The sequence below is a fragment of the Thermophilibacter gallinarum genome (genome assembly GCF_014982725.1).
GTDB lineage: Bacteria > Actinomycetota > Coriobacteriia > Coriobacteriales > Atopobiaceae > Thermophilibacter > Thermophilibacter gallinarum.
In genome coordinates this window covers 404,678-430,859 of sequence record NZ_JADCJZ010000001.1, presented here as the reverse complement: position 1 = coordinate 430,859, position 26,182 = coordinate 404,678, and the positions used below count along the sequence as shown (strand labels likewise).

Below are 26,182 nucleotides of genomic sequence, written 5' to 3'. Positions count from 1 at the left end.
ACGGTAACCGGCGCGCGGGGCGCGGCTAGTTCTCCCCGGGCTCCTCGCCCATGCTGCGCCGGAAGAGCATCACGACGTCGTCGGGCGTGCAGTCCAGCGCGACGGCGAGCTCCGCGCACGAGCGCTCCCGGGCCTCCTTGAGAATGCGCTCGTAGGCGACGGGGGGCTTCTTGTTGCGGGCGGAGAGCTCCTCGATGCGCAAGCGGAACGTCTTCAGGACGCGAACGGAGTCCAGGCAGGTGCCCTGTCGCATCTCGGCGCGATAGTGCTCCTCCTCGAGGGAGTTGTTGCGGGCCTGGAAGCGCTCGACCTCGATGGTCGGGTAGTCGTCGATGATCTGCCGCGCCTCCTCCCGCGAGAGGACCGGGCGCAGGCGAGACTCGTTGGCGACGGGGAAGCTGATGTGAACGGGATGGCGCTTGCCGATGGGAAGCAGCTGGTAGACCGCCTGCGAGCCGGACGTCACATCCTTCACCTGGCAGACACCCTGACCGGGATGAACGAGGTAGTCCCCAACGGAATACATACGCCGCTCCTTTCACGTGAGGAAAGTATAGCACGTAAAAGGGCATATTCACGCCGTTTGCGGATAAGGTGTTGTCAAGATTGGGTCATATGTATAGCTTATTGCGTTTACCTTTTTGGCCGAAGGCTGCGTCCGCGCCCGCGAAGACGCGCACGGCGAGAAGGACGGGCGCCCTACTGCCCCCGCGCGGCGCAGGCGGCCTCGGTGGCCTCCTTGGCCGGGCGCCACCAGGCCTCGTTGTCGCGGTACCACGCGATCGTGGCCTCGAGACCGGCCTCGAAGTCGGTGTGGAGCGGCTTCCAGCCGAGCTCGCGGCGCAGCTTGGAGGGGTCGATCGCGTAGCGGCGGTCGTGGCCGGGGCGGTCGCGGACCCAGTCGAAGTCGTCCTCGGGCCGGCCCATGAGGCGCAGGATCGTTCGGAGCACCGTGAGGTTGTCCCTCTCGCCGTCGGCGCCGATGAGGTAGGTCTCGCCGCAGCGGCCGCGCGTGAGGACCTCCCACACCGCGGAGCTGTGGTCCTCGGCGTGAATCCAGTCGCGGACGTTCCTCCCGTCGCCGTAGAGCTTGGGGCGGGCGCCGCACAGGACGTTGGTGACCTGCCGCGGGATGAACTTCTCCACGTGCTGGTAGGGGCCGTAGTTGTTGGAGCAGTTGGAGATCGTGGCGCGCAGCCCGTAGGTGCGGGCCCAGGCGCGGACGAGCATGTCGGAGCTGGCCTTGGTCGAGCTGTAGGGGCTGCTCGGGCGGTACGGCGTCTCCTCGGTGATGCGCGTCGGGTCGTCGAGGGCCAGGTCGCCGTAGACCTCGTCGGTGGAGACGTGGTGGTAGCGCACGTCGTGCCTGCGGCAGGCCTCGAGCAGGCGGTAGGTGCCCACGACGTTGGTCCGCACGAAGGGCTCCGGGTCGGCGATGGAGTTGTCGTTGTGGGACTCCGCCGCGAAGTGGACGATCGCGTCGTGGCCGGGCACCAGGCGCTCCAGCAGCCCCTCGTCGCAGACGTCGCCCACCACGAGCTCCACGCGGTCCTCGGGCAGACCGGCGATGTTCTCGGGGTTGCCGGCGTAGGTGAGCTTGTCCAGCACCGTCACGTGCACGCCGGGGTGGTTGTCGACCACGTGGCGCACGAAGTTGGAGCCGACGAAGCCGCACCCGCCGGTGACGATGATGCTTCTGGGCTCGAAGGTGTCGGGCATGTCGGGCCTCCCGTCGCTCGCTCGCTGGGGCATGGCACCTACCAAGAAGTATATCCGGAGCCCCACGGCGCCCCGGCGCCGCCGCGGCGCCTCGGCGGACGTGCTAGTCCAGGATCTCGATGGTGGAGATGACCGGCTGGTCGTCCGCCGCCACCAGACCGCTCGCCTCGTCCGCCACGGGGACCTCGGCGCAGATGGCGTCGACGACCTCCATGCCCGACGTCACGTTGCCGAAGGCGGCGTATTGCCCGTCGAGCGAGGACGCCGTGTCCACGCAGACGAAGAACTGAGAGCTGGCGGAGTCGGGGTCGGACGAGCGTGCCATGGAGATCGTGCCGCGCACGTGCGGGATGCTGTTCTCCACGCCGTTGTCGGAGAACTCCCCCTTGATCGTGGCGTCCGAGCCACCCGTTCCGTCGCCTGCCGGGTCGCCGCCCTGGACCACGAAGCCCGGCACCACGCGGTGGAACGTGAGGCCGTCGTAGAACCCCTCCTCCGCCAGATGGCAGAAGTTGGAGACCGTGATCGGCGCGACGTTGGCGTTGAGCGTGACCTCGATGGTCCCGTAGCCCTCGACCTCGATGCGGGCGTGGTGCACACCCGTGGCGTAGGGGTCGTCCGGGTCAACGGCATCCTGGGCGGTCGTGGCGGCGTCCTGCGCGGCACCGTCGCCGCCAGCGGTCGACGAGCCGCAGCCCACCAGGGCGAGGGCGACGAGCAGGACGGCGAGAAGTGCGGCGGGGATCGCCCGGGGCCTCAGGGCCTCGGTCATGGCGTCTCCTTTCGGGGAGGGTCTTGTCGTTGTTCCTCGGTGCCGGCGGGACGGTCCTTCTCGCCCGACGGGGCGAGGCAGGCAGCCGCGGCGGCGAGAAGGGCGGGGACCACCCAGCCGAACCCGGCGTCGGAGAGCGGGAGCGCGCCGGTCGGCAGCCCGAGCAGCGGGAGGGCCACCTCGGCCACGCTCACCAGCGCCGTCACGGCGACGACCCAGCGCCAGACGCGCGGGCGGGAGAGCGTCCAGCGACGCAGCATGCCCAGCAGCACGAGCACGATCGCGACGGGGTACATCACGCCCAGCAGCGACCCGGAGAAGGCGAGGATGGCATCGAGCCCGAGGGTCGAGACCGCGCAGGAGAAGGCGGCGAACGCGAGGGCGCAGACGCGGTACGAGAGATGCGGGATCTCTCCCGAGAAGTACGTCCCGCAACAGCTGATGAGGCCGATGCAGACGTTCAGGCAGGCGAGCAGGAAGATGGCTGCGACGACGACGGTGCCGACGACGCCGAAATGCCCCGTCGCCGAGGCGGTGATCACCGTCGCGCCGTTGGTGGCGCCGGCGAGCGAGGCGCACTGCTCGAAGCCCACGAGCGCGAGGCCCGCGTACACGGCGACCATGAGCACGCCGGCGATCGCGCCCGCGCGGCACACCTCGCGCATGACGCCCCTGTCCTCGGTCACGCCCAGGGCGCGCACGTTCTTGGCGATGACGATGCCGAACGTGAGCGACGCGAGCAGGTCCATCGTCTGGTAGCCCGTGAGGAAGCCCTGCGTCGCCGCCCCGGCGTCGTAGGGGGCGACGGGCGCGGCGGCAGGAAGGTCGGAGGCTCCGGCGAGCGCGAGGGCGGCCGAGGCCACCACGACGACGATGAGCATGATGAGCGCGGGGCCGGTCACGCGGCCCAGCAGGCGGGTGAGCCGACCGGGGTGCATGGCCAGCACGTACGCCGCGACGAAGAACGCGGCGGAGAACGCGACGCGCCAGGTCTCGAGCGACAGGGTGGCAGGGAGCAGCGGCGCGAGCATCTCGAACGCGGTCGAGGCCGTGCGCGGGATGGCGAGGCACGGGCCGATGGCAAGGTAGACGAGCGCGACGAACGCACGCGCGAAGACCGGGTGGACCCTCGAGGCGAGCTCCCGCAGGGTTCCGGAGAGCGCCACCACGACGATGCCCAGGACGGGCAGGCCAACACCCGCCACGAGGAAGCCGAGCAGCGCCGGCACGACCTCGCTGCCCGCCTGGACCCCCAGCAGGGGCGGCAGTATGAGGTTTCCCGCCCCGAAGAACATCGAGAAGAGCGTGATGCCCACGAAGAGCGACTTTCTCGGGGAGAGTCTGGGCCCCCCCTGCCCCCGTGTCGTCCCGACCATGCGATGCGCCCCTTACGAGGAGCAGCAGGAGACGACCCAGTCGAGGAGGTTGGCCGCGGCCGAGCCGCTTCGCTCGGCGAGCACGTGGCCGCGACCCCAGACCGGGTTGTGATCGACCTCGGCGACCCCGTCGTACTTCCTCAGCGCGAACACCAGGTTCGCCGCCGCGCACAGCGAGACGTCCGTGTCGAAGAGGCCCTCGTTGACGCGCCAGTGGGGCGCTACGGTGGACTGGCCGTAGGCGTCGTAGTGGCCGCTCAGCCATGTGAGCGGCTCCATCATGGCGACGCGGCTCGCCATGTCCGTCTCGAGGGCGTCGACCTTCTCGAGGTCCTCGGCCCAGGCCGTCTCGTACTCCTCGTCCCACCCGTCGCAGGCGGCGTAGTCCTGCGCGCCGGCGGAGAGCGTCTGCGCGACGCACGAGGAGAAGTGAAGCGTGGACTCCTCGCCGATGCCGAAGAGCTGGTTCGCGCGGGAGCTGCGGTCGGGCCGGTCGAAGGGCGCGGCCTCGGGCGCGGCGGGGCGCATGTGGAGGACGAAGTCGCGCAGGCTCGAGACCGAGACGCTCGTGGAGCGGTGGTTGTAGTTGATCCACCACGAGTCCTCGTTGAGGGACGAGAAGTAGCTCTGGGCGGAGTCGTAGATCGTCGACTGGACCTGGGACACGCCGACCGGCTGCGCAGGCTCCTCGCCCGTCCCCGTCCCGTCCGCGGGCGCGTCGCCCGAGGCCCCGGGCTGGGACGCGGGGTCGGCGGCGCGTGCGGTGGCGAGGTTGGGGTCGCCGGGGAACATCGGGTTCTCGAGGCGCTGGGGCGTGTAGGTGTAGGGGAAGGCGGTGTTCTGCACAAAGTGCGTGGCCGCCTCGTCGATCTCGTCGAGAAGGGCCGCGGCATAGGAGCCCATCGTGTAGACGCCGGCCTCGGTCTCGTCGAGCGTGAGCTGAGAGTCGTCGGAGCTGCGCAGGTCCATCTCGTTGACCCAGGCGGCGTAGGCGCCGGCGAGGTCGCGAGAGAGCTCTCGGGTCCACGTCCCCTCGGCGCGCTCCCCGCCGTCCGCGTACTGGCCCTGGCACCACTCGTAGGCGGCGTCGGCCATGTCGTAGGAGGTGACGGGGCACCACGACGCGCTGCCCGCCAGGGCGTCGGAGACGGCGACGCCCGTCGCGTCGTGCGTCACGGCGCCGATCTCCTCGAGGTAGGGGTCGAAGAGGGCGGAGTCCCCGGAGGCGCCGAGGACCGCGCTCACGCCGCCGCCGGCGCCGAAGCCGAAGACGTAGACGCGGTTGGCGTCGCAGGGCAGCAGGGAGGCGTTATAGCGCAGGTAGCGGATCGCCGCCTTGAGGTCCACGACGGGCCAGGGGGCGCCGCCGGGTATGAGCGCGTCGGAGCCCGTCGCGGTGTCCACCGCGGCGGAGCGGCCACGGAAGCCCGCGTAGACGTAGACGCAGCCGCGCTCGAGGTAGGGGGCCAGCCCCTCGGATCCGTAGGCGGTCGGACTCGCCTGGGCGGAGAGCGCGCCGGAGTTGATCGGCATGAGGATGGGCGCGGTGGCGGCGGTGAAGTTCCCCACCACGGCCTTCTGGTTCACGGTGCAGGTGTACGTGTCGCCGTTCTTCTCGGCGTCGAAGTAGGCGCCGGGCACGAAGATCGCCAGGGACTCGTAGGTCTCGGTCGCGGGGGCGAGGCAGTAGGTGAGGCCAAGCTGGTAGTAGATGTCCCCCTCCTCGTCGTAGTGCCACGCCGAGGGGTCGAGCGCCAGGCTCTCGAACTCGGCGAGGTCGACGGGGGGCGTCTCCTGGGCGGCGTCGTCTGCCGGGGGCTCCGTCTCCTTCTGGGCCGGCGTGCAGCCCGCCACGCCGGCGAGCGTCCCCACGGACGCCAGAGCGAGAAACTCTCTTCGTGTGCAGCCCATCGTTCTCTCCCGTATGCGTAGGCCTGAAGGCGCGGGTACTATTGTAGCAACGGGCCACGGGAGCGCCGGGGCGCCATGGGAGCGCCACATACTTGACGGGTCGAGACGGGAGGCCGCGATGGCTGCGTTCTGGAGGAGGCGCGACGACGACGGGGCGGAGACGCCCGAGAACGCCGTGAGGCTGCGCGTGCGCTTCGTCGGCAGGGTGCAGGGCGTCGGCTTCCGCTGGACCGCGGCGATGGTCGCGCGCGGGCTCTCCGTCACCGGCTGGGTGCGGAACGAGCCCGACGGCTCCGTCACGGCCGAGGTCCAGGGCGAGCCGGAGCGCGTGGGGGCGTTCTTCTCGCGGATGCTCGAGGAGATGGGCCGGCGGGGAATGCGCCCGAGCTACTCCATCGACCAGCGCGATGAGATCGACGTGGTGCGCGGAGAGCGGGACTTCGAGGTCCGCTACTAGGGCGACGCGCCGAGAAAAACAAAGCAGGCCGGAGACACACGGCCTCCGACCTGCGAAAGTTCTGGTGGCGGGGAAGGGAGTCGAACCCCTGACACGGGGATTTTCAGTCCCCTGCTCTACCAACTGAGCTACCCAGCCATTTGGTGCGGGAATTACTATACCAAACTCGCCCCGCGTGTCAAAGACTTTTCTGGGCGCCCTTCGGTCCGGTCATGGTGAGGACGCAGCCGCAGACGTCGACGGAGTCGCCGTACGGCACGATGACGGCGCCCCGCAGGTCCCTACCGCGGTAGCGGGTCGGGTTCGTGGCGTCGAGGTCGGTCGCCTCCATGCCGTCCGGCGTGGGGACGAGCCGGAGGTGCCGGCGCGAGACCGCGGGCGAGTGGAGGACGACGTCGTTCGAGGGGTCGCGCCCGAGCGAGAGCCCCTCCGGCGGGACGCCCACCCACGCGTCCACCGAGGCCGTGCTCAGCCGCAGGCCGACCTCCTCCGGGACGCGGGCGAGCGCCTCGCCCAGCGGGACCGTGTCCTGGCCGCCCTCGTCGACGAGCGGGGGCTCCGGCAGCAGGCGATCGCGACGAGACCCGTCCCTCGTGAAGTCGTACAGGCATCCGTAGCACACGCCCATGTCCTCGTAGAGCTCCGCGCCGCAGCGCGGACAGGTCTTCTTCCGGTACTCCATCTCTCCTCTCCTCTCTGATCACGCCTCGCCCCCGGCGGCGCAGGCCCCCTCGAACCCCAGGACCAGGGAGGTGACCCGAAGGTGCTCCCCCTCCTCGACCCACGGCTCCGCCGACGCCGGCCGCTCGAGGACGCAGCACGCCCGGGGATGCGAGAGCGTCGTTCGCGGCTCGAGGGCGCGGCGCACGGCGAGCACCTTGCCCCGCTCCCCCACGAGCGCCACGTCGAGCGCATACCCCATCCCGAAGGTGTGGATCGAGCGACAGCGCACGAGCATGACGGGTGCCGCGTCGGGCCCCGTGCCGAGCAGCCCGCGAAGGCGCTCGAGCCAGGTTCCCAGGACGCGCAGCTCGTAGACGGTCCCCGGGCGCTCGTCCGACACCAGCCTCACCAAGCCCACCTCACATCACCACCCCCGGCCTGAACCGATCGACGACGAGCTCGCACTCGTGACGCAGCGCGAGGGGAGCCTCGTAGGTCACCCCCGGCATGCGCAGCAGGCGCGGCCACGGGCGATAGGTCAACGTGCACACGTAGCGCGTGAGCAGCGGCGACATGACCAGCCCGGAGGAGGTCGCCCCCATGCCGACCGCCTCGGCGCGCACCTCCACCTCGCAGCGCCCCTCCCTGCCGAGAAGCTCCTCGATCGCGGAGCGGACCTCCGCGGCGGCGCGGCCCTCGCTCTGCTCGCCGGACGGTGCCACGCCCTGCGCCACGACGGCGTCGAGGGCCACCTGGTCGAACGCCGCGCAGGCCTCCACGAAGCCCATGAGGTTGAGCACGACGAGCGCGACCACGATGACGACGGGCGTGACCACCGCGAGCTCGACCGTCATCTGGCCCTCCCGGGACGCGAGCGGCGCGAGGCAGCGCCCTCCCCCGACGCCGCTCATGACGCCGCCCCCAGGAACGAGAGGTCGACCTCGAGCGGGATCGAGACGCCCGTCCCGGGTATCTCCAGCTCCGCGATCGTGAGCGTGCCACCCTCCCCGCCCGTGAGGAGCACCCCGACGGCGCGCGCGAAGTCGTACGGCGTCGCGGCGTCCGGCAGCCGCGCCACGAGCGAGCGAACGGTGGACGTCCGCTCGAATCCGGCCCGGTCGAGGACGTCCTGGGTGTTCGTGAGGACCGGCTTTCTGAGGCGCATGTCGACGGGGTCGAACCCGAGCCCCTCCATCACCCCCTCGAGCCTCCCCTTCAGCCAGGAGCCGACGCTGCCGCCCAGGACCCCGTCGACGCCGTCGAGGAACCTCGACCCCGCGTCGGCGACGCTCCCGTACGCCGACCCGTACCCGACCAGCAGCTCGCCCCAGAGGTCGGTCACGCCGTCCAGGGCGCCCCCGATCGCGGAGTCCCCCGCCGAGACGGAGTCGAGGAAGCGCGAGAGGACGTTGTTCTCGGCGGTCGCCTCGTCCGGGGCGAGCGTCGCCGCGGCGACCGCCGACCCCGCGGGAAGCTCGGCAGACTCGAGGAACGAGGCGGTGAGCTCGGTGGGGACGACGGCACCCTCCCCGCGCGCGACCACCGCCACGCAACCCCAGGCGCCCGGCGGGCACAGCGTGGGGCGCTCCACGGAGAGCTCCTCGAGCGCGTCGGAGAAGGCGTCCTCCCCCTCCTCCGCGAGCTCCCTCGTCCTCCTCTCGGCCTCCGCGAGCTCGGCGCGGGCGGCCTCGTAGTCCTCGGACGCCTCGACGATGATCCGCCAGTGGTGCTCGAAGCCGTTCTCGATGGAGGTCGACGCGGCCGCCACGCGCCCGAGGTCCCCCACGTCCATCCGGCACTCGTCGCAGGCAGAGACCGTGCCGGCCTCGAGCTCCTGGAGCGACGCAGTCCCGGACGCCCCGCCCAGCGCGCCCGGGCAGGCGAGCGAGCAATGGAGCGTGCGGGAGCCGCCCTCGGTCGTGCAGGGCCAGTCCCGGCGCGTGTAGAGCTCGCACGCCCGGGTCTCGTCCGCGTTTCTCGGCAGGCTCGGGAGGTCGGAGACGACGGTCCCGTCGGCGAGCTCGGCCCAGGAGCCCGCACGGACCCTCTCGAGGGCGTAGGCGTAGAACGCACGCCGGCAGGCCGCGTCCGTGAGCTCCTCCGGCGTGCGCCCGTCGACGCGAGCCGAGGCGAGCCGAGCGGCGTAGTACTCGCGCGCCCGCATGAGCGCGACCCCGAAGGTCCAGCTCTCCGGAGAGGCATAGTAGGGGTTCGCGGAGCCGTCGAGGCCCGCAAGCGAGGACGCGCGCTCGTAGAGCGAGTAGGGCCGCGAGCCGCAGTCCGCCATCCAGCCGCGCAGGAGCGCGTCGTCCGCGGCGTCCTTCGCCTCCTCGGCCTCCGCAGACGCGTCCCGCATCCGCTCAGAGAGCTCCCCCATCCGCGCGTCGTCGACGTCCGCCTCGAAGGCGGAGAAATCGGACGCGGACGTCGTGGGGAACGGGAGCGCGCAGCCCGCGTAGGAGAGCCCGTCCTCGGAGTTGGCGGCGACGCACGAGGAGGAGTTCGCCACCACGAGCGCCGGGAGGGCCTTCTCGAGCCGCGCGAGGCCGTCGGCCGCCGAGCTCGCGAACGTGCGCCGCGCCTCGAGTATCCTCCCCCCGGCGGCGCACAGCTCGAGGCCCGTCGAGGTGAGCCCGGGAACGCACGACGCCACCAGGCCCCCGCCGTACACGACGACCCCCGTGAGCCCCATGCTCAGGACGCAGGCGTCCGTGACCTGGGCGATGGTGGAGAAGCGCGCCACCACGTTGGCACCCGCCATCGCCGCCGCGTCGGCCACGCGCTGGACCTCGGCCGAGCGGGCCGACACCCAGGCGGCCGAGGCGGACGCGAAGACCAGCGTCAGGCTCAGCAGGAGCGAGACCGCCGCGGCGACCGTCGTGAAGCCGCCCTCGTCGTCCCGGAACAGGGAGACCGCCTCCCGGACGGAGGGACCGCCCTCACTCCCAGATCTTGATCCACGCATCGTATCCCCCTTCGACCCATTCGGCCCGCGCCCGCCCCGAGACCTCGACCTCGAGGACGACCGACCCTTCCTCGACCCTGCCGAGCGCCGACGCGAGCACGCCGAGCACGGGCAGGGGCCGCACGCGGCCCGCTATCGACGCCGTCACGACCCCGCCGTCGTCGGGCCCCGACACCTCGACCTCCCACGAGTCGGGACCTCCCTCGTGGAACACGGAGACGTCCGGGACGGCCGCGAGGCGGCGCAGCGCGAACGCACGCAGCGACTCGCCGGACTCCCGCGAGGTGGCGGCAAGGCGGACGAGCTCGCTCGCCGTCGCCGCCATGACCGACCTCGTGTAGAGGACGCAAGCAGGCTGCACGAGCAGCGCGACCAGGACGAGCGCCACCGGCAGGAGCACGGCCGCCTCGACGCTCATCTGCCCCCTCCTGTCACCACGGCCGACCATCTCAGTACCCCAGGACGTCCTTGAGCAGGGCGACGGCCCCCTGGCCGGCACCGTGGGAGGCCGAGGCGGTCGCGAGGCCCACGAGCGCGCCGTCCCTCCCCGCATGCCACAGCAGCCCCAGCACGATGACCGCCGAGACGAGCGCGGCGAGAATGACCAGGTACTCTACTGTGGACTGGCCGAGACGCCCGAGGTCGCCCCGAGCTCCCGCACGGCGTCGTCGACGTCCATGCGCCAGACCCCCACGACGCATCCGTCGCCCTCCTCCCCGACGAGACAGATCTCCACCCAGTCGACCCCCTGCAGCACGCATCCCCATGTCCCTCCAAAGAGGTCGAGGTATCCCGCGCGCATGAGCACGCAGCCCCCTTCCTCGCGACGGTCGGCGAGAAGCTCCGACGCCTCCTCGCGCACGTCTCGGTCGCTTCGAAACCCGGTCCTCCTGAACGGGACGCCCTTCTCCTCGAGCACCCCGTCGACCTCGTCGGACCATGACGGCGTCTGGTCCTCCGCGCCCGTCCCGTCCTCGGCGGGGCGGCCCTCCCCGACGAGCGCCGCGACCCCGCAGGCGGCGACGAGCAGCACGACCGCGGGGAGGGCCCACCTTCTCACAGCGAGTTGATGCCGCTGGCGATCGCGTCCCACAGCTCCGAGACGCGGTCCCTGAACGCCAGGATGGCCACGATCGCGATGACCACGAGCACGCCGACCAGGATCGCGTACTCCGTCGTGCCCTGGCCCGACGTGTCCGCGAGCACGGACCGGACGGCCTTCGCCCTCTCCCCGAGACGACCCATTCCCATCACCTCTCCCTTCCGCCGGTCTCCCCGGCACCTCCGTCACCCAACCGCCACCGACCCCAGCAGGGGGCCGAGGATCGCAAGGAACATCGCGGGAACGATGAGCGTCCCCAGCGGGATCAGCATCTTCACCGGCACACGCTCTATCTCCTCCTCGACCTGGGCGCGCTGCTCGTCGCGGATGGCTTCGGCCTGGCGTTCGAGCGCGCCCGCCAGGGGGACGCCGAAGGCGAGCGACTCGCCGACGACCGAGGCGAAGCGTCGGAGCGCCTGGAGGCCCAGCTCGTCCGCCAGGCCCCAGAGCGCCTCCTCCCTCCCCCGGACGCCCATGCGCCAGGCGAGCATCGCCTCCGAGAACGCCCGCGCGAGCTCCCCGTCGCTCCGCGCGCAGTACAGCTCGAGGGAGGCGTCGAACGAGAGCCCGGCGGAGAGCCCGAGCGTCACGACGTCGAGAAGGGCCGGCAGCTCGGAGAGGCACGCCTCCCTCCTGCGGGCGGAGGCCTCTCCCTCGCGCGCCCTTCTCGCCCAGGGAAGCCTCATGAACAGGTCGCGTGCCGCCGCGAGGGCGGCGCCCGCCCGGCCAGACGCCGGGCGCCTCGTCCCACGTCCGCCCAGGAGCAGCGGCAGGCATCCCGCGAGAACGGACGAGCCGCCCACGAGGACGACGGCACTCACGTCCATCTCAGCACCCCTCTCATGAGACGCCTGATCAGCAACAGGGCCAGGCCGTCGAGGAGGACGGCCAGGGCGACGCATCCCGTGCCCGCCGGGGTGAGCAGCCCCTCCTGGAAGTCGGGCGAGATGAGCGCCAGCACGCAGATCATGACGACGGGCAGCAGGCACACCACCCGGACGGAGAGCCTCACCTGGGCCGTCTTGACCCCGAGCATCCGCTCGAACTCACCCTGTCGCTCCGCGAGCGCGGCCGAGCGCCTGAGCAGGTCCCGCAGGGGGCTCCCCGTCCGGTGCGAGACGACGAGCGCGGTGGCGAGAAGCCCGGCACCGGGGACGCCGAGCTCCCGTGCGAGAAGGTCGACCGCCTCCTCGGTCGAGACGCCGCAGCTCAGGCGCAGCGACATGCGCGAGAAGACGCGCGCCGCCGGCCCCCGCTCGTGCGAGCCGACGTAGGAGACCGCCTGCGCGAGCGTCTGGCCCGAGGCCAGCGCGACGGACAGCGTCCGGTAGATCCCCGGCATCGCCGCGACGACCTCACGTCGCTCGCGCTGGCCCCGTGCCGCGTCCCGGGCGACGACGGAGGCGACCATGACCACCGCGCTCGATGCCGCCGCCACCGGGGAGGCGAGGAGGAAACCCATGACCGCGGAGAGCGTCGCGACGGCACAGCCCGCCGCTGACAGGCAACACCCCGCATCCGCGTCGACGCCGTGCTCAGAGGCGCGCTCGGAGAGCTCGCACGCAGCCCTCTCGAACGGCCCGTACGCGAGAAGCCGGACGACCGGCCGTGATCGCCCCGCTCGCCCGAGGCACCTCAGGGCGGCGAAGCCCCAGTGCCCGAGGCGACGGGAGAGCGAGCCCCCTCCCTCGCCCAGGAGCACGAGCACGGCGAACCCCGAGCTCACGCCCGCGCATCCGAGAAGCAGAGCCTCCATTCCCGCACCTCCTCCGACGACAGGACCCCGTCCTCCTCGGCCCTCCGGACGAACGCGGGCTCCGCCTCGAGCGACCACGACCGCTCCGCGAGGCTGAAGCTCACCCGCTCGTCGAGCCGAGCCGAGCCATCCGAGGCCCGCGACGCCTCGGTCAGCGACGAGACGACCCTCGACCCGTCGGCAAGCCTCCTCATCACCACGATCAGGTCGATCGCGGTCGCTATCTGCTCCTCGATCAGCGCCGTGGGGAGGTCCATGCCGAAGCGCGCCATGAGCACGAGACGCATGACCGCCTCCTCCGCGCTCCCCGCGTGCAGGGTGGTGAGCGAGCCCGCATGCCCAGTGGAGAGGGCGTTGAGCATGTCGATGCACTCCCCGGAGCGGACCTCGCCCACCACGATGCGGTCCGGGCGCATCCTCAGGGCGTTCTTGACGAGGTCTCGGATCGTCACCTCACCCGACCCCTCGATCGAGCTGTCCTGCGCCTCGAGGCGCACCACGTTCGGGTGCGCGTCGAAGCGCAGCTCGGCGCTGTCCTCGATCGTCACGACCCTCTCCGTGACGGGTATCTCGCACGAGAGCGCGTTGAGCAGCGTCGTCTTCCCCGAGCCGGTCCCGCCGGCAACGGCGATCGAGCGCGAGCATCGGACCGCCCACGAGAGGAGCCGCGCGTACCATGCGGGCAGCGAACCGAGCTCGACCAGGCGGTCCAGGGTCCTGATGCGGTCCGAGAACTTCCTGATCGTCACTGCAGGCCCGTCTATCGCGACGGGCGCCGCGACGGCGTTCACGCGATCGCCGTTGGGAAGGCGCGCGCTCACGAGCGGGCTCGCACGGTCGAGCCGTCGGCCCAGCGGGGCGAGGATGCGGTCCATGACGATCATGATCTGCTCGGGGGAGTCGAAGACCACGTCCGCCGGGTGCAGCTCCCCGTCCCGCTCGAAGAAGAGGGCGGCGGTCCCGTTGATCATGACCTCGGAGACCTCGTCGTCCTCGAGGAGGGGCTGTATCGGGCCGAGGCCGCAGACCTCGTCGACGACCTGCCGCAGGAGCATCTCGCGGTCGACCCCGACCGACGCGATCGCGTCATGCGTGTTCAGGATGGCCTCGAGGACCACGAGAAGCTCGGAGCGGGCGCGCTCCGGGTCGGCCCCGGAGACCATGGCGGCTATCGTCCTGAGCCCCATGCGCTCGACGAGCTCTCCCTTCAGCCGCTCCCGAGCCCTCCTGAGCTCAACGTTCGAGGCACCGGGCACGACGCCGGCACCGCTCGCCTCGGCCGCCCTGACCAACTCGAGGACTGACATCTACCTCGCCTCCCTCCGCGACCCGAAGAGGGGCCACCGTCGCTGCTGCCGGGGGGACTCGTAGGCCCTCCGCGCCTCCTCGCACTCGGGCAGGCACCCGAGCTCGGCCATGAGCTGCGCGAGGGTAGCGGCGAGCGAGTCGGCGAACGGGTAGCCTGGCTCGCAGAGCTCCCCCACCCTGCCGGACGAGAGGTAGTCGGCAACCTCGCGGCCCCCGTCGACCACCCGATAGCAGCGCGCCGCCTCGAGGCCGGCCTCCGCGCGGCCGGAGGACAGGTCCGGACGCGCCCGCGGGTCGGCGCGGTTCTCGATCCGTGCCATCCTCGTCCTCGCGACGCCGAGCCGGATGGCGAGCCCGCTCATGCGCGCGACGGCGGAGAGCGACCCCTGCCTGCCGTCGCTCACGAGCAAAAGCCGGTCCGCACGCTGCGCCGCCTGGGCGACCGCCTCGGAGAACGTGGTCGAGGTATCCACGACGACCAGGTCGCACTCGTGCGCCGCACGCTCGATGAGCTCGCCGGCGTGAGGGGCCGCCACCTCCGCCATCTCCGGCCTCGCGCAGGGCCCCGCGAGGCTCACCCCCGGCGAGGCGGGGACGAAGACCCTCGAGAGGGCCTCCGTCGTCGCGCCGCCCCCGAGGCACGCGAGGTCCCCGCCCCCGCCCAGACCGAAGCACGAGCACGCGTTGCCACACGAGAGGTCCAGGTCCAGGAGCCGGACGCGCAGCCCCCAGCGGGCGGCGATCGCCGCCGCGCCGGCCGCGAGCGCCGTCTTTCCCACGCCGCCCCGACCCGAGCAGAACACGAGGACGGGGGCGCGGCGGGACCCCTCGCCGGGACGCACGACCTCCTGGGCCGCACCCCGGGCCCTCTCCGTCTCCGTCGGATACCCACCCGCCGCCGGGCGGGACGCGGGGACGGGCACCTCGTCGAAGTCCTCGAGGTCGAGCACGAGGTCTATCCCCGCCCGCGCGGCGCGGGAACGCAGCGAGCCCGATGCCTCTCGGACGGCGAGCACCACGCGGCGCGCATTCCCGTCGTTAGCGACCGCCGCCGCGAGGTTGACGTCCGAGACGCTCTCGTCGAGCGGGCCCACGATGACCTCGTAGGTCCCCGGCTCGGAGGTCGCCACCTGGTACCGGAGCTCGTCGGGGCCCTCGACGACCCTCACGCGCGCACCGGCGTCGAGCGAGTCGACGAGCCGCTCGACGGCCCCGCGGTCCTTCTCGGCACATGCCGCAAGCCAGCCACTCATTCGCCACCATCTCCCTCGTTGACCTCTCCCTGCCCCTCGGCGGGCACGTTCGTCGGAGTTTCCTGGACGCCCCCTTCGGACGAGATGGCGTCGCTGCCCGGCAGGGCGAGGCGCAGGCTTCCCTCCTCGCTCGCCGCGAGCATCGCCGGCACGTCCTCGGGAGACACCGCCACGGTGAGGGAACCCGAGGAGAGCACCCCCGTGCCGCCCTGCGGCGCGGAGAGGACCCTGAGGTCGCCCACCAGCAGGCGCACGGCGCCCTCGCTCACCTTGTACGCGGCAAGGACGTCGCCCGGCCCCGTCCCGGGTGGGACGCCGAGCCCGCCGTCGATCGGGACGGTGAGCGCGACCTGGTCGGCCGGGACCTCGACGACCTCCGTCTCGTCACGGAAGTTGAGCCCCGTGAGCGGGACCCCCTCGGCCACGGGCACGCTGACCTCGGTGCCGGCGACGTCGTCCAGATCCGTCACGGCACCGGCCGGTGCGAGGTCGGCAAGCCAGTCGCGCTCGACGACGTTGGTGCGGTCCACGACCTCCCCCGCCTCGATGCCGCGCGCGGCGACCACGAGCGTCACGACCTCGCCGCCGTAGCGCTCGAGCGCCTCCGTACGCTCGCGCTCGACCTCCTCCCGGACCTGCTGCCCGTACGCCAGACAGAGCGCGGTCGCGAGAAGCGCGCACGCCCCGGACGCGACGAGCCTGTAGCGACGTCTCACGGCAACCCTCCCCTCGTCCCGATGACTGCGGTAGGGGGATTCTCTCCCCGAACAAGGACGCAAGGCCGGTCGTCCGAAGAAAGTCGGACGCGAATCTGACGCAAGCTTTCACGAAACTGACCGACGCTCTTCTCGCGCCTGTTAGACGGCTATGGGCAGCGACGTCGGCAAGAACAAAGTTCGAACCGTCAGCTCACGGAATCTCCACGTGACGCCACGTCGGTGGGTTGATGTTTTATCTAGATGACCACGTCCGGGTCCAGCGTGCGGGCACTCTCGCGCATCTCGTTGGCCAGGGCAAGGTAGCCCCGGAGCCGCTCCTCGCAGAAGTCCCCCTCGGAGAATCGCGACAGAACGGCACAACCCGGTTCGTGCGTGTGCGTGCAGTCGTTGAACCGGCACTCCAGGGCCGCCTCCGCGATCTCCGGGAACGCCTTGGCGAGACCGCGCTCATGACCCACGAGCGGCAGGCTCCTGAGCCCCGGCACGTCGGCGATGACCCCGGCGCCCGGCAGGCTCACCATGACGCGCGCGACGGTGGTGTGGCGACCCGCGTCGTCCTTCTCGCGCACTTCTCCCGTGGCGAGCGCCTCGTGGCCGAGAAGGGCGTTCAGCAGCGTGGACTTGCCCGCGCCGGACTCCCCGAGGATCATGGCGCAGCTCCCGTGCGGCACGCAGGCGCGGACGTCCTCGACGCCGGCGCCCGTGGCGGACGAGGTGACGATCACGCGGACGTCCTCCCCCACGAGTCGGCGCACGCGCTCGACCTCGTGCGTGAGCTCCTCGTCCGAGCTGCGGTCCGCCTTGGTGAGCACCACCACCGGCGTGAGGCCGCAGTCGCGGGCCAGCACCAGCGAGCGGGCTACGCGCCCGAGCAGCAGCTCGCCGGCACCGAGGGGCTGCACCACGAGGATGGTGTCGACGTTGGCGGCGAGCACCTGGCGCTCGCCGCGGTTGCGGCCGCGCCAGCGCTCGAACGACGTGCGCCGCGGCAGCACGCGCTCGATGACGCCCATGTCGTGACCCGGAGCGCGGCGCACCGCCACGCAGTCGCCCACGGCGGGCAAGAGGCCCTCGTCCTTCTCGGCGTCCTGCTTCGCAAAGGAGACGGAGTGCTCGGCCCGGAAGACGTCGTCGGCGGTGACGATCAGCGGGTAGCCACGGTCCAGGCGCACCACGAATCCCAGGCCCATCTCGTCGGCGTTCTCGGCCGTGCCAAGAAACGCGTCGAAGGCGGCGCGCTGTGCGTCGTCGAGACGGAGGTCGTCGAAGGCGGGGAGGTCCCTCAGTGCGTCGATCGCGGGCAGCGTCACCTGCTGCTGGCGGCTCGACCGGCGCTTGCGCGCCGCCGCGACCCGCTGACCTCGCTTTGCCACGCACGACCTCCCGAACTCGACGTTCTTCTCGGCAATCTTACCGCAAGCCGGCCGCGCGCCGCCCGTGTCCGCCGTGTAACGCGTCGTGGACGAGCTGTTTTCGGCTCGCGCGCGCCCCGCCGGCCGCCCGTACACTGACAGGAACCTTGTGAGACCACGGATTGGAGCCCCCATGCTCGGTATCGCCGGACTCGTCCTCGCCGTCGTCGCCATCGTCGCCCTCATCTGGCGCGGGTGGCACATGGTGGTGGTCTCGCTCGTCGCCTCGCTCGTCGTCATCCTCGCCAACGGGATGGACGTCCTCCCCGCCATCAACGAGAGCTACATGGGCGACATGTCGGCGTTCGTGGGAAGCTGGTTTCTGCTCTTCGCCTTCGGGTCCGTCTTCGGGCGCGTCATGGGCGACTCCGGGGCATCGGCGGGCATCGCCAGCAGCATGCTGCGCCTCGTGGGCGAGAGGCACGCGCTGCTCGTGATCATGGTCACCGGCCTCGTGCTCTCCTACGGCGGCATCAGCGCGTTCATCATCGCGTTCTCGGTCTACCCCATCGCCGCGGAGCTCTTCGAGCGCGCGGACATCCCCAAGAAGCTCATCGTGGCAGCCATCATGGTCTGCCCCGCCACGCTCGGCATGGTCATGATGCCGGGCATCCCCTCCACGCAGAACCTCATCCCCGCGAGCTTCCTCGGGACGGACGCCTACGCGGGCGCGGCGCTCGGTGTCATCTGTTCTGTGGTGATGTTCGCGCTCTCCTACATCTACCTGCAGTGGGAGATCGGCCGTTGCCGCAGGCGCGGGGAGCGCTTCTCCCCCAGCCCCGGGGAGACGCTCTCGCGCCCGGACGACGCCAACACCCCGCCCGTCTGGGCGTGCTTCGCGCCGATCGCGCTTCTCGTGGTGCTGGTCTTCGTGCTGCAGCGTGCGATGTCGATGTCTGCCACCGACGCCGTGACCGTCTCGATGCTCGCCTCGGTGATCGCGGCGTGCCTGCTCTACCGCGGGCGGCTGGCAAACGTCAAGCGCGCCGTCGGCGAGTCCTGCACGAGCGGCCTGAGCTCGCTCGTCTCTGTTGCCGCCATCATGGGCTTCGGTGGCGTGGTGGTCGCCTCGCCCGCCTACCAGGGCATCATCGAGGCGCTCATGTCCACGAGCCTGAACCCCCTCTGGCAGGGCTTCATCACGATCTTCGCCATCGCCGGCATCACGGGCTCGGCCATCGGGGCGCTCAACATCTACCTCGGCAGCATGGCGCAGACGCTGCTTGCCACCGGGCTCGACCCGGCGATGATGCACCGTGTGCTCTGCATGGCGTCGGTGGGCCCGGCCACGCTGCTGCCCCACACCTCGGCGATGCTTGCCGCCAACCAGGCCGCCAAGACCGAAGTCCGCGATACCTATCGCTACGTGCTCGTCTCGTGCGCGCTGCTGCCGATTCTCGTGTCGCTTCTGGGCATGGCCCTCGGACTTGCCGGCGTGGCGTAGCGTCCAGGGGCGCACCGGGGCAGTTTTCCGCCCGGGCTGTGTCACTTTTCCCCTCATCTGAGTGGGTTTGCCGTGCCCAACGTGCAATCTGCACCTCTTGGGAAAACAACTTCGCTGGTAACGGCTACGACTTTGGGCGGCCCATTCCACAAGGAATAAAAACTCACTCAGACGCCGCAAATTGTGACACAGCCCGCCTCGAATTCTGCCTTGGGCACCCTTCGCGCAAAGAGGCCCCGCTCCACCGGGAGCGGGGCCTCTGGCAAAGCTTTGTCGAAGGCGTCTACTTGTCCTTCTCGACCGCGCGCATGACGGCCTTGTAGACCTCCATGATCGGGATGATCAGGAACGCCAGGCCGAGCGCCGTGAGCAGCGCCTCGGGGTTGAGGGTCATGAAGCCGAAGACCTCGGCGAGGAAGTCGACCTCGACGACGACCACGGTGAGCAGCAGCGCGAGGATCGCGGCGCCCCACAGCCACTTGTTCTGGCGCTTCATCGTGAACAGCGACGCGCGGCGGCTACGCATGTTGAAGGAGTGGAAGATCTCCACCATGGACAGCGTGATGAACGACATCGTCACGCCCTCGGGGTCAGGAATGCCGTCGAGAAGGTCGGTGATGTCAATCACGCCGTTGTTGTGGAAGTACATGCCGGCGAAGAAGGACGCGAGCACCAGGGCGGTGATCACGATGCCCTGGAAGATGATGTCGACGCCCATGCCGCCGGCGAAGACGCCGTCGGAGGCCTTGCGCGGCTTGCGCTTCATGACGTCACCCTCGGCCTCCTCCATGCCGAGCGCCAGCGCCGGGAAGCAGTCCGTGATGAGGTTGATCCAGAGCAGCTGGACCGGCTGGAAGATCGTGAAGCCGACCATCGTGGCCACGAAGACCGAGAGCACCTCGGCGATGTTGGCGGAGAGCAGGAACTGGATGACCTTGCGGATGTTGTCGTAGATGCGACGACCCTCCTCCACCGCGTTGATGATGGTGGCGAAGTTGTCGTCCGCGAGGACCATGTCGGCGACGTTCTTGGTGACGTCGGTGCCGGTGATGCCCATGCCCACGCCGATGTCGGCGCGCTTGATGGACGGGGCGTCGTTCACGCCGTCGCCGGTCATGGCGACGATGTTGCCGCGCTTCTTCCAGGCGTCGACGATGCGGGCCTTGTGCTCGGGCTGGACGCGGGCGTAGACGGAGATCTCGGTGACCTTGTTGTAGAACTCGTCGTCGGAGATCTTGTCGAGCTGGGCGCCGGTGATGGCCTGAGAGGCGTCGGACACGATGCCGAGCTCCTTGGCAATGGCGACGGCGGTGTCGATGTGGTCGCCGGTGATCATGACCGGGCGGATGCCGGCCTCCTTGGCCTCGACGATGGCCTGGGTGACCTCCGGGCGGACCGGGTCGATCATACCGGAGAGGCCGCAGAAGACGAGGTCGTGCTCGAGGGCCTCCGGGCTGCAGTCGGACGGAACCGCGTCGTAGGTGCGGCTGGCCAGAGCGAGCACGCGCAGGGCGTCGTCGGCCATGGCCTTGTTGGCGGCGAGGAGCTCGGTCTTGCGCTCGGCCGTCAGCTCGACGACCTCGTCGCCGTCGTAGATCTTGGTGCAGAGGTCGATGACCACGTCGGGCGCGCCCTTGGTGTACTGCTCGAAGGTACCGTCGGCCTCCTCGACCACCACGGACATCATCTTGCGGCCGGAGTCGAACGGGGCCTCGCCCACGCGCGGGTGCTCCACGTCCAGGCCGGTCATGCCCGCCTTGGCGGCGTCGTTGACCAGGGCGCACTCGGTGGGCTCGCCCACGGCCTCGCCCTTCTCGGCATCCCACTTGGCGTCGGAGCACAGCGCCATGCCGGCGAGGAACTTCTCCTCGGGGGCGGCGAGCTCGTGGCGGACGACCGTCATCTTGTTCTGGGTGAGGGTGCCGGTCTTGTCGGAGCAGATGATCTGCGTGCAGCCCAGGGTCTCGACGGCCGTGAGCTTGCGGATGATGGCCTGGCGCTTGGACATCTTGGTGACGCCCATGGAGAGCACGATCGTGACCACGGCCACGAGGCCCTCGGGGATGGCCGCGACGGCCAGCGACACGGCGACCATGAAGGTGTCGAGGATGAGGCTCGGGTTGGCCGCCATCTCGCCGCCGTGACGGATGAAGTCGACCGCGAAGATGACCACGCAGATCACGATGACCATGATGGTCAGGATCTTGGAGAGCTGCGCGAGCTTGATCTGGAGCGGCGTGAGCTCCTTCTTGGCGGTGGTGAGGGCGTCGGCGATCTTGCCCATCTCGGTCTTCATGCCGGTGCCGGCGACGACCGCCTTGCCGCGGCCGTATACCACGGTGGAGCCCATGTAGCACATGTTCTTGCGGTCGCCGAGGGGCACGTCGTCGGCGTCGGCGGCCAGCGCGATGGCCTCGACGTGCTTCTCCACGGGCACGGACTCGCCGGTGAGGGCGGCCTCCTCGATCTTCATCGAGGCGCTCTCCAGGACGCGGCAGTCCGCGGGCACGGAGTCGCCGGCCTCGAGAAGGACGATGTCGCCAGGGACGAGCTCGGCGGAGGGCAGGTGCACCATCTTGCCGTCGCGCATGACCTTGGACTGCGCGGCGCTCATCTCCTGCAGGGCCTCGAGCGCCTGCTCGGACTTGGCCTCCTGCACGACGCCGAGGACGGAGTTGATGATGACGACGACCATGATGATGATGACGTCGGCCCACTCGGGCTCGCCCTGCACCATGCCGGTCACGGCGGAGATGACGGCCGCCACGATTAGCATGATGACCATCGGGTCGGCCATCTGCTCGAAGAAGCGCTTCCAGAGCGGGGTCTTCTCCTCTTTGTCGAGCTCGTTGCGCCCGTACTGGGACAGGCGGCTCGAGGCCTCGGCAGAGGTGAGGCCGCTCTCCTCGTTAGAGGACAGCTCGCTCAGCACCTCGTCAGCGGACGAAAGGTACTCTTTCAACGTTTTCCCTCCTGGGTTGACGCGTTCCACCCGACAGGTTGACGCCCGATCGTAACTCCCCAGGAGGGGCAAGGGCTCGTCAAGGCTGCCGTGTCGGGCAGCTGACATAACAGTTGCCTATTGTACCCGAAATGCCGAGAGAGGCGCGTCCTTCTCGCGTTCCAGAAAAAACGCGCGAGCGCAAGCCCTTTTCGGCGGGCGCAGGGCTTACACGTGCCTTGCCTGCGCTAAACTTGGACCCGGTAGGTTTACAAGCGCGCCCCGTGCGCAGGAAAGGAAGCATCTGATGAACATTCTCTTCTTTGGTACCGCCAGCTATGACAAGGCGTCGTTCACCAAGGAGCTCGCCGACTACCCCGAGATCAAGATCGACTTCACCGAGACCAACCTCACGCCCATGACCGCCGCCCTCGCCCGCGGCTACGACGCCGTCTGCGCCTTCGTCAACGCCGACTGCGGCGCCATGACGCTCGAGATCCTCGCGGGCTTCGGCGTGAAGCTCGTCCTCATGCGCTGCGCCGGCTTCGACGCCGTCAACGTGCCCGTGGCCGAGGACCTGGGCATCCGCGTCACGCGCGTCCCCGCCTACTCGCCCGAGGCCATCGCCGAGCACGCCATGGGCCTGGCCCTCGCCGCCAACCGCCGCATCTGCAAGGGCTACATCCGCGTCCGCGAGAACGACTTCTCGCTGAACGGTCTCGTGGGCAACACCCTCTACGGCAAGACCGCCGGTATCGTCGGCACCGGCCGCATCGGCGCCGCGCTCTGCCGCATCTGCAAGGGCTTCGGCATGAAGGTCCTGGGCTCCGACCTCTACCCCAACCAGAAGCTCGTGGACGAGGGCGTCGTCGACGAGTACGTCGACTACGACGAGCTCTACCGTCGCTCCGACCTCATCTCGCTGCACGCCTTCCTCAACGAGGAGAGCCGCCACATGATCAACGACGACTCCATCGCCAAGATGAAGGACGGCGTGATCTTCGTGAACACCGGCCGCGGCGGCCTCGTGGACACCCAGGCCCTCATCCGCGGCATCCTCTCCGGCAAGATCGGCGCCGCCGGAATCGACGTCTACGACGAGGAGGGCCCGAACGTCTACCAGAACCGCGCCGGCGAGGTCATCGACTCCGTCACCGCGCGCCTGTGCTCCTTCCCCAACGTCGTCATGACGAGCCACCAGGCGTTCTTCACCCACGAGGCCCTCGGCGAGATCGCCCGCGTCACGCTCGACAACGCCCGCGCCTTCGCCAACGGCACCGACTTCGTGGACCGCAGCGTGGTCTGCTAGCGCGCCCCACGGCACGTCCCCTCGCATGTCCCGCCCCCGATAAAGAGAGGCTCACATGTCAGCTTTCAAGAAGAAGAAGACCAAGATCGTCTGCACGATGGGTCCGGCCGTCGAGGACGAGGAGGTGCTGCGCCAGCTCATCCTCCACGGCATGAACGTCGCGCGCTTCAACTTCTCCCACGGCAGCCATGAGTACCACCGCAAGAACATCGAGCGCGTGCGCAAGCTCTCCCGCGAGCTGTCCATCCCGGTGGCCATCCTGCTCGACACCAAGGGCCCCGAGGTCCGCACCGGACTTCTCAAGGACGGCGAGAAGGTCCAGCTCGAGACCGGCAAGACCTGCATCGTCACCACCGACGACGACGTGGTGGGCACCGCCGAGCGCTTCTCGCTCGACTACAAGCAGCTGCCGAGCGAGGTCGAGAAGGGCTCCGTCATCCTGATCGACGACGGCCTGATCGGCCTCGAGGTCGACCACGTCGAGGGCTCCGACATGTACTGCAAGATCACCAACGGCGGCCTGCTCGGCGAACGCAAGGGCGTGAACATTCCCAACGTCAACATCAGCCTGCCCTCCGTCACGGCGCAGGACCGAGCTGACATCATGTTTGGCTGCGAGCTGGGCATCGACGCCATCGCCGCCTCCTTCATCCGCGACGGCGCCGCCGTCAACGAGATCCGCAAGATCTGCGTCGAGATGGGCACCCCCGACGTCCTGATCTTCCCCAAGATCGAGAGCGCCCTGGGCGTCCGCAACTTCGACGAGATCCTGCACGAGGCCGACGGCATCATGGTCGCCCGCGGCGACCTGGGCGTGGAGGTCCCCGCCGCCGAGGTCCCGCACATCCAGAAGACCATCATCAAGAAGTGCAACCAGCACTACAAGCCAGTCATCACCGCCACGCAGATGCTCGACTCCATGCAGCGCAACCCGCGCCCCACGCGCGCCGAGATCACCGACGTCGCCAACGCCATCTACGACGGCACGGACTGCGTCATGCTCTCCGGCGAGACCGCGGCCGGCAAGTACCCGATCGAGGCCGTGAAGACCATGTCCGAGATCTGCAAGGAGACCGAGAAGTACCTGCCCGAGCGCAAGGAGTACCACGACCGCGGCGGCGTGCGCAACGTCAACGGCGCCACCGGCTTCGCCGCGCTCGAGATGGCCGACCGCGTGAACGCCAAGTGCATCCTCGCGCCCACCAACTCCGGCCGCTCCGCGCGCCTGATCTCCACGTTCCGTCCGAAGATGCCGCTCTACGCCACCTCCCCGCGCGAGCAGACCATCCGTCGCACCTGCTTCTACTGGGGCGTCTACGCGTACCGCACCACCGAGCAGGGCTCGCTCTCCAGCACGCTCTACGACGCGCTGACCACCGCCAAGAAGAACGGCCTGGTCGAGACCGGCGACATCGTCGTCATCACCGCCGGCGACCCACAGACCTCGCCGCGCCTGGGCGACTACACCACCTCCACCAACATGGCGATGGTGGCGCAGGTCCAGTAGCCGAGAAGAACGTCGACTCACGGGGCCCCGGGCACAGCGCCCGGGGCCCTTTTGTTTGGACGGGAGGCTCTTCTCGCCCACCACTTTGCGATTGGTAGCGTTTTGGACGCCAATTCCGTTACCAAACGCAAGGCGGCCCTGGGCACAATGCGAACGGTAACGTTTTGGACGCTAAAAACGTTACCGTTCGCAAGGAAGCCGGTGTTGCGGGCTGCCAGCCCTACCGCTCGCAGCGCCAGTAGCAGGCCGAGAAGGGCGCCAGCTCGCTGCCGCCGCCGAAGTCGTGCTCCTCGCCGGTGACGAGGTCGACGCCGCGCCCGCACTGCGCGTCGAAGTGGACGGTCGCGGGCTCCGCCGCGGTGTTGATCGCCACGATCACGCGCTCGCCCTCGCTGCGGCGCTGGAACACCAGCTGCTGCGGCTGGCACTGGAGCTGCGTGTAGTCGCCCCACACGAGCGCCTCGGACTCGGCACGCGCGGCCGCCAGCGCACTGATCCAGTCCGTGAGCTCGTTCCACTCCGGGGCGTCCAGCGCCGGGCGCAGCTCGTGGTCGCCGGGAAGCTGCTCGCCCTCGATGCCCCACTCGCTGCCGTAGTAGACCGCCGGCACGCCGCACATGGCAAACAGCAGCCCGTAGAGCGGGCGCAGGTGCCGCGCGTCGTCCAGCTTGGTGGCGATTCTCGGCACGTCGTGGTTGTCCACGAAGTCGAGCATGTGGCGGCCGGTGTAGAGGTCCCACGGGTGGCTGCCGCTCTGGCGCTCCAGCGCGTAGGCGATCTCGTGCATGTTGGCGGAGTTCATGGACGACCACAGGCCCTTGTACGCCTCGTAGTTGGTCACCGAGTCGCACAGGTCCTCGCCCATCCACTGGTTGTAGTCGCCGAACATGGTCTCGCCCACCAGCGGGAACTTCTCGCCGCGCTCGCGGCCGATCTCGTCGGCCAGGCCGCGCAGGGAGCGCAGGTAGCCCTGGTCCAGGCAGTACGCCACGTCCAGGCGCAGGCCGTCGATGTCAAACTCGCGCACCCAGCCGCGTATGACGTCGGCCAGGTAGGCGTTCAACTCGGCGTTCCAGTGGTTGAGCTTCACCAGGCTCTGCGCGCCCTCCCAGCAGCTGTAGGAGAGGCCGTCGTTGAAGCAGTTGTTGCCGTTGAAGTCAATCTCGAACCAGCCGACATACGGGCTCTCTCCGCGGCGCTCCAGCACGTCCTGAAAAGCCCAGAACCCGCGCCCCACGTGGTTGAACACGCCGTCGAGAAGGACCTTGATGCCGGCGGCGTGGCACGCGTCCACCACCGCGCGCAGGTCCTCGTTGGTGCCCAGGCGGCAGTCCACGCGCGCGTAGTCGCGCGTGTCGTAGCCGTGCGCGTCCGACTCGAAGACGGGGTTGAGCAGAAGGCACGTGACCCCAAGGCGCGCCATGTGGTCGACCCAGCCGTCGTCGATGATCTTGAGCAGCCGGTGCTCGAGCACCCCGTCGTTCTCGTGCGGGGCCCCGCAGAGGCCGAGCGGGTAGATCTGATAGACGAAGGACGGCTCGAACCAGCTCATGCGGGGGTTCCTCTCC

25 protein-coding genes and 1 tRNA gene are annotated in these 26,182 nt (G+C 69.9%); 4 read left to right on the top strand and 22 right to left on the bottom strand.

Annotated features, from left to right (window positions below):
* Positions 1-25: 25 nt before the first annotated feature.
* The 5 genes from INF26_RS02050 to INF26_RS02030 all read right to left on the bottom strand — a co-directional run bounded on the left by INF26_RS02050 (position 26) and on the right by INF26_RS02030 (position 5,778).
* Positions 26-526, bottom strand: coding sequence for a CarD family transcriptional regulator (locus INF26_RS02050; RefSeq protein WP_193529064.1), 501 nt, complete (start codon positions 524-526; stop codon positions 26-28).
* A 173-nt stretch (positions 527-699) separates the two neighbouring features.
* Positions 700-1,719: a dTDP-glucose 4,6-dehydratase gene (gene rfbB / locus INF26_RS02045; protein ID WP_193529063.1), complete on the bottom strand. Its 1,020-nt coding sequence runs from the start codon at positions 1,717-1,719 to the stop codon at positions 700-702.
* 103 nt (positions 1,720-1,822) lie between these two features.
* Positions 1,823-2,491: a peptidylprolyl isomerase gene (locus INF26_RS02040; protein WP_193529062.1), complete on the bottom strand. Its 669-nt coding sequence runs from the start codon at positions 2,489-2,491 to the stop codon at positions 1,823-1,825.
* Positions 2,488-3,807 carry a branched-chain amino acid transport system II carrier protein gene (gene brnQ, locus INF26_RS02035; RefSeq protein ID WP_332307282.1) on the bottom strand — a complete coding sequence of 440 codons (1,320 nt, stop codon included), beginning with the start codon at positions 3,805-3,807 and terminating at the stop codon, positions 2,488-2,490. The genes INF26_RS02040 and brnQ overlap by 4 nt, the downstream gene beginning before the upstream one ends.
* 72 nt (positions 3,808-3,879) lie before the next feature.
* Positions 3,880-5,778, bottom strand: a complete 1,899-nt coding sequence (locus INF26_RS02030; RefSeq protein ID WP_193529060.1) for a subtype A tannase — start codon at positions 5,776-5,778, stop codon at positions 3,880-3,882.
* 118 nt (positions 5,779-5,896) lie between these two features.
* On the opposite strand from INF26_RS02030, the gene INF26_RS02025 reads away from it, so the two are divergent.
* Entirely contained in the window at positions 5,897-6,235 is a 339-nt protein-coding gene (locus INF26_RS02025) for an acylphosphatase (protein ID WP_193529059.1), read from the top strand.
* A gap of 62 nt (positions 6,236-6,297) precedes the next feature.
* Here the strand turns inward: INF26_RS02025 and INF26_RS02020 are convergent.
* The 15 genes from INF26_RS02020 to rsgA all read right to left on the bottom strand — a co-directional run bounded on the left by INF26_RS02020 (position 6,298) and on the right by rsgA (position 17,374).
* A tRNA-Phe gene (locus INF26_RS02020) sits at positions 6,298-6,373 on the bottom strand.
* Between the two features lie 40 nt (positions 6,374-6,413).
* The gene (locus tag INF26_RS02015) at positions 6,414-6,917 is read right to left on the bottom strand and encodes an FHA domain-containing protein (RefSeq protein WP_193529058.1); all 504 of its coding nucleotides are present in this window, start codon (positions 6,915-6,917) and stop codon (positions 6,414-6,416) included.
* Between the two features lie 18 nt (positions 6,918-6,935).
* A complete protein-coding gene (locus INF26_RS02010; RefSeq protein ID WP_193529057.1) occupies positions 6,936-7,307 on the bottom strand; it encodes a DUF192 domain-containing protein in 372 nt (123 codons plus the stop codon).
* A 10-nt stretch (positions 7,308-7,317) separates the two neighbouring features.
* A complete protein-coding gene (locus tag INF26_RS02005; RefSeq protein ID WP_226371802.1) occupies positions 7,318-7,809 on the bottom strand; it encodes a hypothetical protein in 492 nt (163 codons plus the stop codon).
* Positions 7,806-9,863: a hypothetical protein gene (locus INF26_RS02000; RefSeq protein ID WP_193529056.1), complete on the bottom strand. Its 2,058-nt coding sequence runs from the start codon at positions 9,861-9,863 to the stop codon at positions 7,806-7,808. Before INF26_RS02000 ends, INF26_RS02005 begins: the two co-directional genes overlap by 4 nt.
* On the bottom strand, positions 9,838-10,281 hold the full coding sequence (locus INF26_RS01995; protein WP_226371801.1) for a pilus assembly protein: 444 nt from the start codon (positions 10,279-10,281) through the stop codon (positions 9,838-9,840). The genes INF26_RS02000 and INF26_RS01995 overlap by 26 nt, the downstream gene beginning before the upstream one ends.
* A gap of 31 nt (positions 10,282-10,312) precedes the next feature.
* Complete coding sequence (locus INF26_RS08550; protein WP_269747144.1) at positions 10,313-10,435, bottom strand: hypothetical protein; 123 nt, start codon at positions 10,433-10,435, stop codon at positions 10,313-10,315.
* A gap of 41 nt (positions 10,436-10,476) precedes the next feature.
* A complete protein-coding gene (locus INF26_RS01990; protein ID WP_193529054.1) occupies positions 10,477-10,923 on the bottom strand; it encodes a hypothetical protein in 447 nt (148 codons plus the stop codon).
* On the bottom strand, positions 10,920-11,108 hold the full coding sequence (locus INF26_RS01985) for a hypothetical protein (protein WP_408647509.1): 189 nt from the start codon (positions 11,106-11,108) through the stop codon (positions 10,920-10,922). The genes INF26_RS01990 and INF26_RS01985 overlap by 4 nt, the downstream gene beginning before the upstream one ends.
* Before the next feature lie 42 nt (positions 11,109-11,150).
* Entirely contained in the window at positions 11,151-11,792 is a 642-nt protein-coding gene (locus INF26_RS01980) for a type II secretion system F family protein (protein ID WP_193529052.1), read from the bottom strand.
* A complete protein-coding gene (locus INF26_RS01975; protein ID WP_193529051.1) occupies positions 11,783-12,721 on the bottom strand; it encodes a type II secretion system F family protein in 939 nt (312 codons plus the stop codon). Before INF26_RS01975 ends, INF26_RS01980 begins: the two co-directional genes overlap by 10 nt.
* Positions 12,688-14,028, bottom strand: a complete 1,341-nt coding sequence (locus tag INF26_RS01970) for a CpaF family protein (protein ID WP_193529050.1) — start codon at positions 14,026-14,028, stop codon at positions 12,688-12,690. Before INF26_RS01970 ends, INF26_RS01975 begins: the two co-directional genes overlap by 34 nt.
* Positions 14,029-15,282 (bottom strand): nucleotide-binding protein, encoded by a 1,254-nt coding sequence (locus INF26_RS01965; RefSeq protein ID WP_193529049.1) that lies wholly within the window; start codon positions 15,280-15,282, stop codon positions 14,029-14,031. It lies immediately after the preceding gene.
* Positions 15,279-15,998: an SAF domain-containing protein gene (locus INF26_RS01960; protein ID WP_193529048.1), complete on the bottom strand. Its 720-nt coding sequence runs from the start codon at positions 15,996-15,998 to the stop codon at positions 15,279-15,281. The genes INF26_RS01965 and INF26_RS01960 overlap by 4 nt, the downstream gene beginning before the upstream one ends.
* A gap of 239 nt (positions 15,999-16,237) precedes the next feature.
* Positions 16,238-17,374, bottom strand: a complete 1,137-nt coding sequence (rsgA, locus tag INF26_RS01955; protein WP_408647502.1) for a ribosome small subunit-dependent GTPase A — start codon at positions 17,372-17,374, stop codon at positions 16,238-16,240.
* A gap of 172 nt (positions 17,375-17,546) precedes the next feature.
* Here rsgA and INF26_RS01950 point away from each other — a divergent pair, with 172 nt between their 5' ends.
* On the top strand, positions 17,547-18,857 hold the full coding sequence (locus INF26_RS01950; RefSeq protein ID WP_193529046.1) for a GntP family permease: 1,311 nt from the start codon (positions 17,547-17,549) through the stop codon (positions 18,855-18,857).
* 283 nt (positions 18,858-19,140) lie between these two features.
* On the opposite strand, the gene INF26_RS01945 is transcribed toward INF26_RS01950, so the two are convergent.
* Positions 19,141-21,819 carry a cation-translocating P-type ATPase gene (locus tag INF26_RS01945; RefSeq protein WP_193529045.1) on the bottom strand — a complete coding sequence of 893 codons (2,679 nt, stop codon included), beginning with the start codon at positions 21,817-21,819 and terminating at the stop codon, positions 19,141-19,143.
* Between the two features lie 286 nt (positions 21,820-22,105).
* On the opposite strand from INF26_RS01945, the gene INF26_RS01940 reads away from it, so the two are divergent.
* On the top strand, positions 22,106-23,107 hold the full coding sequence (locus tag INF26_RS01940) for a 2-hydroxyacid dehydrogenase (protein ID WP_193529044.1): 1,002 nt from the start codon (positions 22,106-22,108) through the stop codon (positions 23,105-23,107).
* 55 nt (positions 23,108-23,162) lie between these two features.
* A complete protein-coding gene (pyk, locus tag INF26_RS01935) occupies positions 23,163-24,614 on the top strand; it encodes a pyruvate kinase (RefSeq protein WP_193529043.1) in 1,452 nt (483 codons plus the stop codon).
* A gap of 220 nt (positions 24,615-24,834) precedes the next feature.
* Here the strand turns inward: pyk and INF26_RS01930 are convergent, their stop codons facing one another.
* Positions 24,835-26,166 carry an alpha-amylase family glycosyl hydrolase gene (locus tag INF26_RS01930; protein WP_193529042.1) on the bottom strand — a complete coding sequence of 444 codons (1,332 nt, stop codon included), beginning with the start codon at positions 26,164-26,166 and terminating at the stop codon, positions 24,835-24,837.
* Positions 26,167-26,182 lie beyond the last annotated feature (16 nt).

What these genes read in the sequence shown, in the direction of transcription:
- INF26_RS01965 (WP_193529049.1), bottom strand. Translation starts at nt 15,282, where the DNA reads ATGAGTGGCTGGCTTGCGGCATGTGCCGAGAAGGACCGCGGGGCCGTC.
- INF26_RS02005 (WP_226371802.1), bottom strand. Translation starts at nt 7,809, where the DNA reads ATGAGCGGCGTCGGGGGAGGGCGCTGCCTCGCGCCGCTCGCGTCCCGG.
- pyk (WP_193529043.1), top strand. Translation starts at nt 23,163, where the DNA reads ATGTCAGCTTTCAAGAAGAAGAAGACCAAGATCGTCTGCACGATGGGT.
- INF26_RS01995 (WP_226371801.1), bottom strand. Translation starts at nt 10,281, where the DNA reads ATGAGCGTCGAGGCGGCCGTGCTCCTGCCGGTGGCGCTCGTCCTGGTC.
- INF26_RS02025 (WP_193529059.1), top strand. Translation starts at nt 5,897, where the DNA reads ATGGCTGCGTTCTGGAGGAGGCGCGACGACGACGGGGCGGAGACGCCC.
- INF26_RS01975 (WP_193529051.1), bottom strand. Translation starts at nt 12,721, where the DNA reads ATGGAGGCTCTGCTTCTCGGATGCGCGGGCGTGAGCTCGGGGTTCGCC.
- rfbB (WP_193529063.1), bottom strand. Translation starts at nt 1,719, where the DNA reads ATGCCCGACACCTTCGAGCCCAGAAGCATCATCGTCACCGGCGGGTGC.
- INF26_RS02015 (WP_193529058.1), bottom strand. Translation starts at nt 6,917, where the DNA reads ATGGAGTACCGGAAGAAGACCTGTCCGCGCTGCGGCGCGGAGCTCTAC.
- INF26_RS01970 (WP_193529050.1), bottom strand. Translation starts at nt 14,028, where the DNA reads ATGTCAGTCCTCGAGTTGGTCAGGGCGGCCGAGGCGAGCGGTGCCGGC.
- INF26_RS02030 (WP_193529060.1), bottom strand. Translation starts at nt 5,778, where the DNA reads ATGGGCTGCACACGAAGAGAGTTTCTCGCTCTGGCGTCCGTGGGGACG.
- INF26_RS02050 (WP_193529064.1), bottom strand. Translation starts at nt 526, where the DNA reads ATGTATTCCGTTGGGGACTACCTCGTTCATCCCGGTCAGGGTGTCTGC.
- INF26_RS01930 (WP_193529042.1), bottom strand. Translation starts at nt 26,166, where the DNA reads ATGAGCTGGTTCGAGCCGTCCTTCGTCTATCAGATCTACCCGCTCGGC.
- INF26_RS01980 (WP_193529052.1), bottom strand. Translation starts at nt 11,792, where the DNA reads ATGGACGTGAGTGCCGTCGTCCTCGTGGGCGGCTCGTCCGTTCTCGCG.
- INF26_RS02000 (WP_193529056.1), bottom strand. Translation starts at nt 9,863, where the DNA reads ATGCGTGGATCAAGATCTGGGAGTGAGGGCGGTCCCTCCGTCCGGGAG.
- INF26_RS01985 (WP_408647509.1), bottom strand. Translation starts at nt 11,108, where the DNA reads ATGGGTCGTCTCGGGGAGAGGGCGAAGGCCGTCCGGTCCGTGCTCGCG.
- INF26_RS01950 (WP_193529046.1), top strand. Translation starts at nt 17,547, where the DNA reads ATGCTCGGTATCGCCGGACTCGTCCTCGCCGTCGTCGCCATCGTCGCC.
- INF26_RS01940 (WP_193529044.1), top strand. Translation starts at nt 22,106, where the DNA reads ATGAACATTCTCTTCTTTGGTACCGCCAGCTATGACAAGGCGTCGTTC.
- INF26_RS02040 (WP_193529062.1), bottom strand. Translation starts at nt 2,491, where the DNA reads ATGACCGAGGCCCTGAGGCCCCGGGCGATCCCCGCCGCACTTCTCGCC.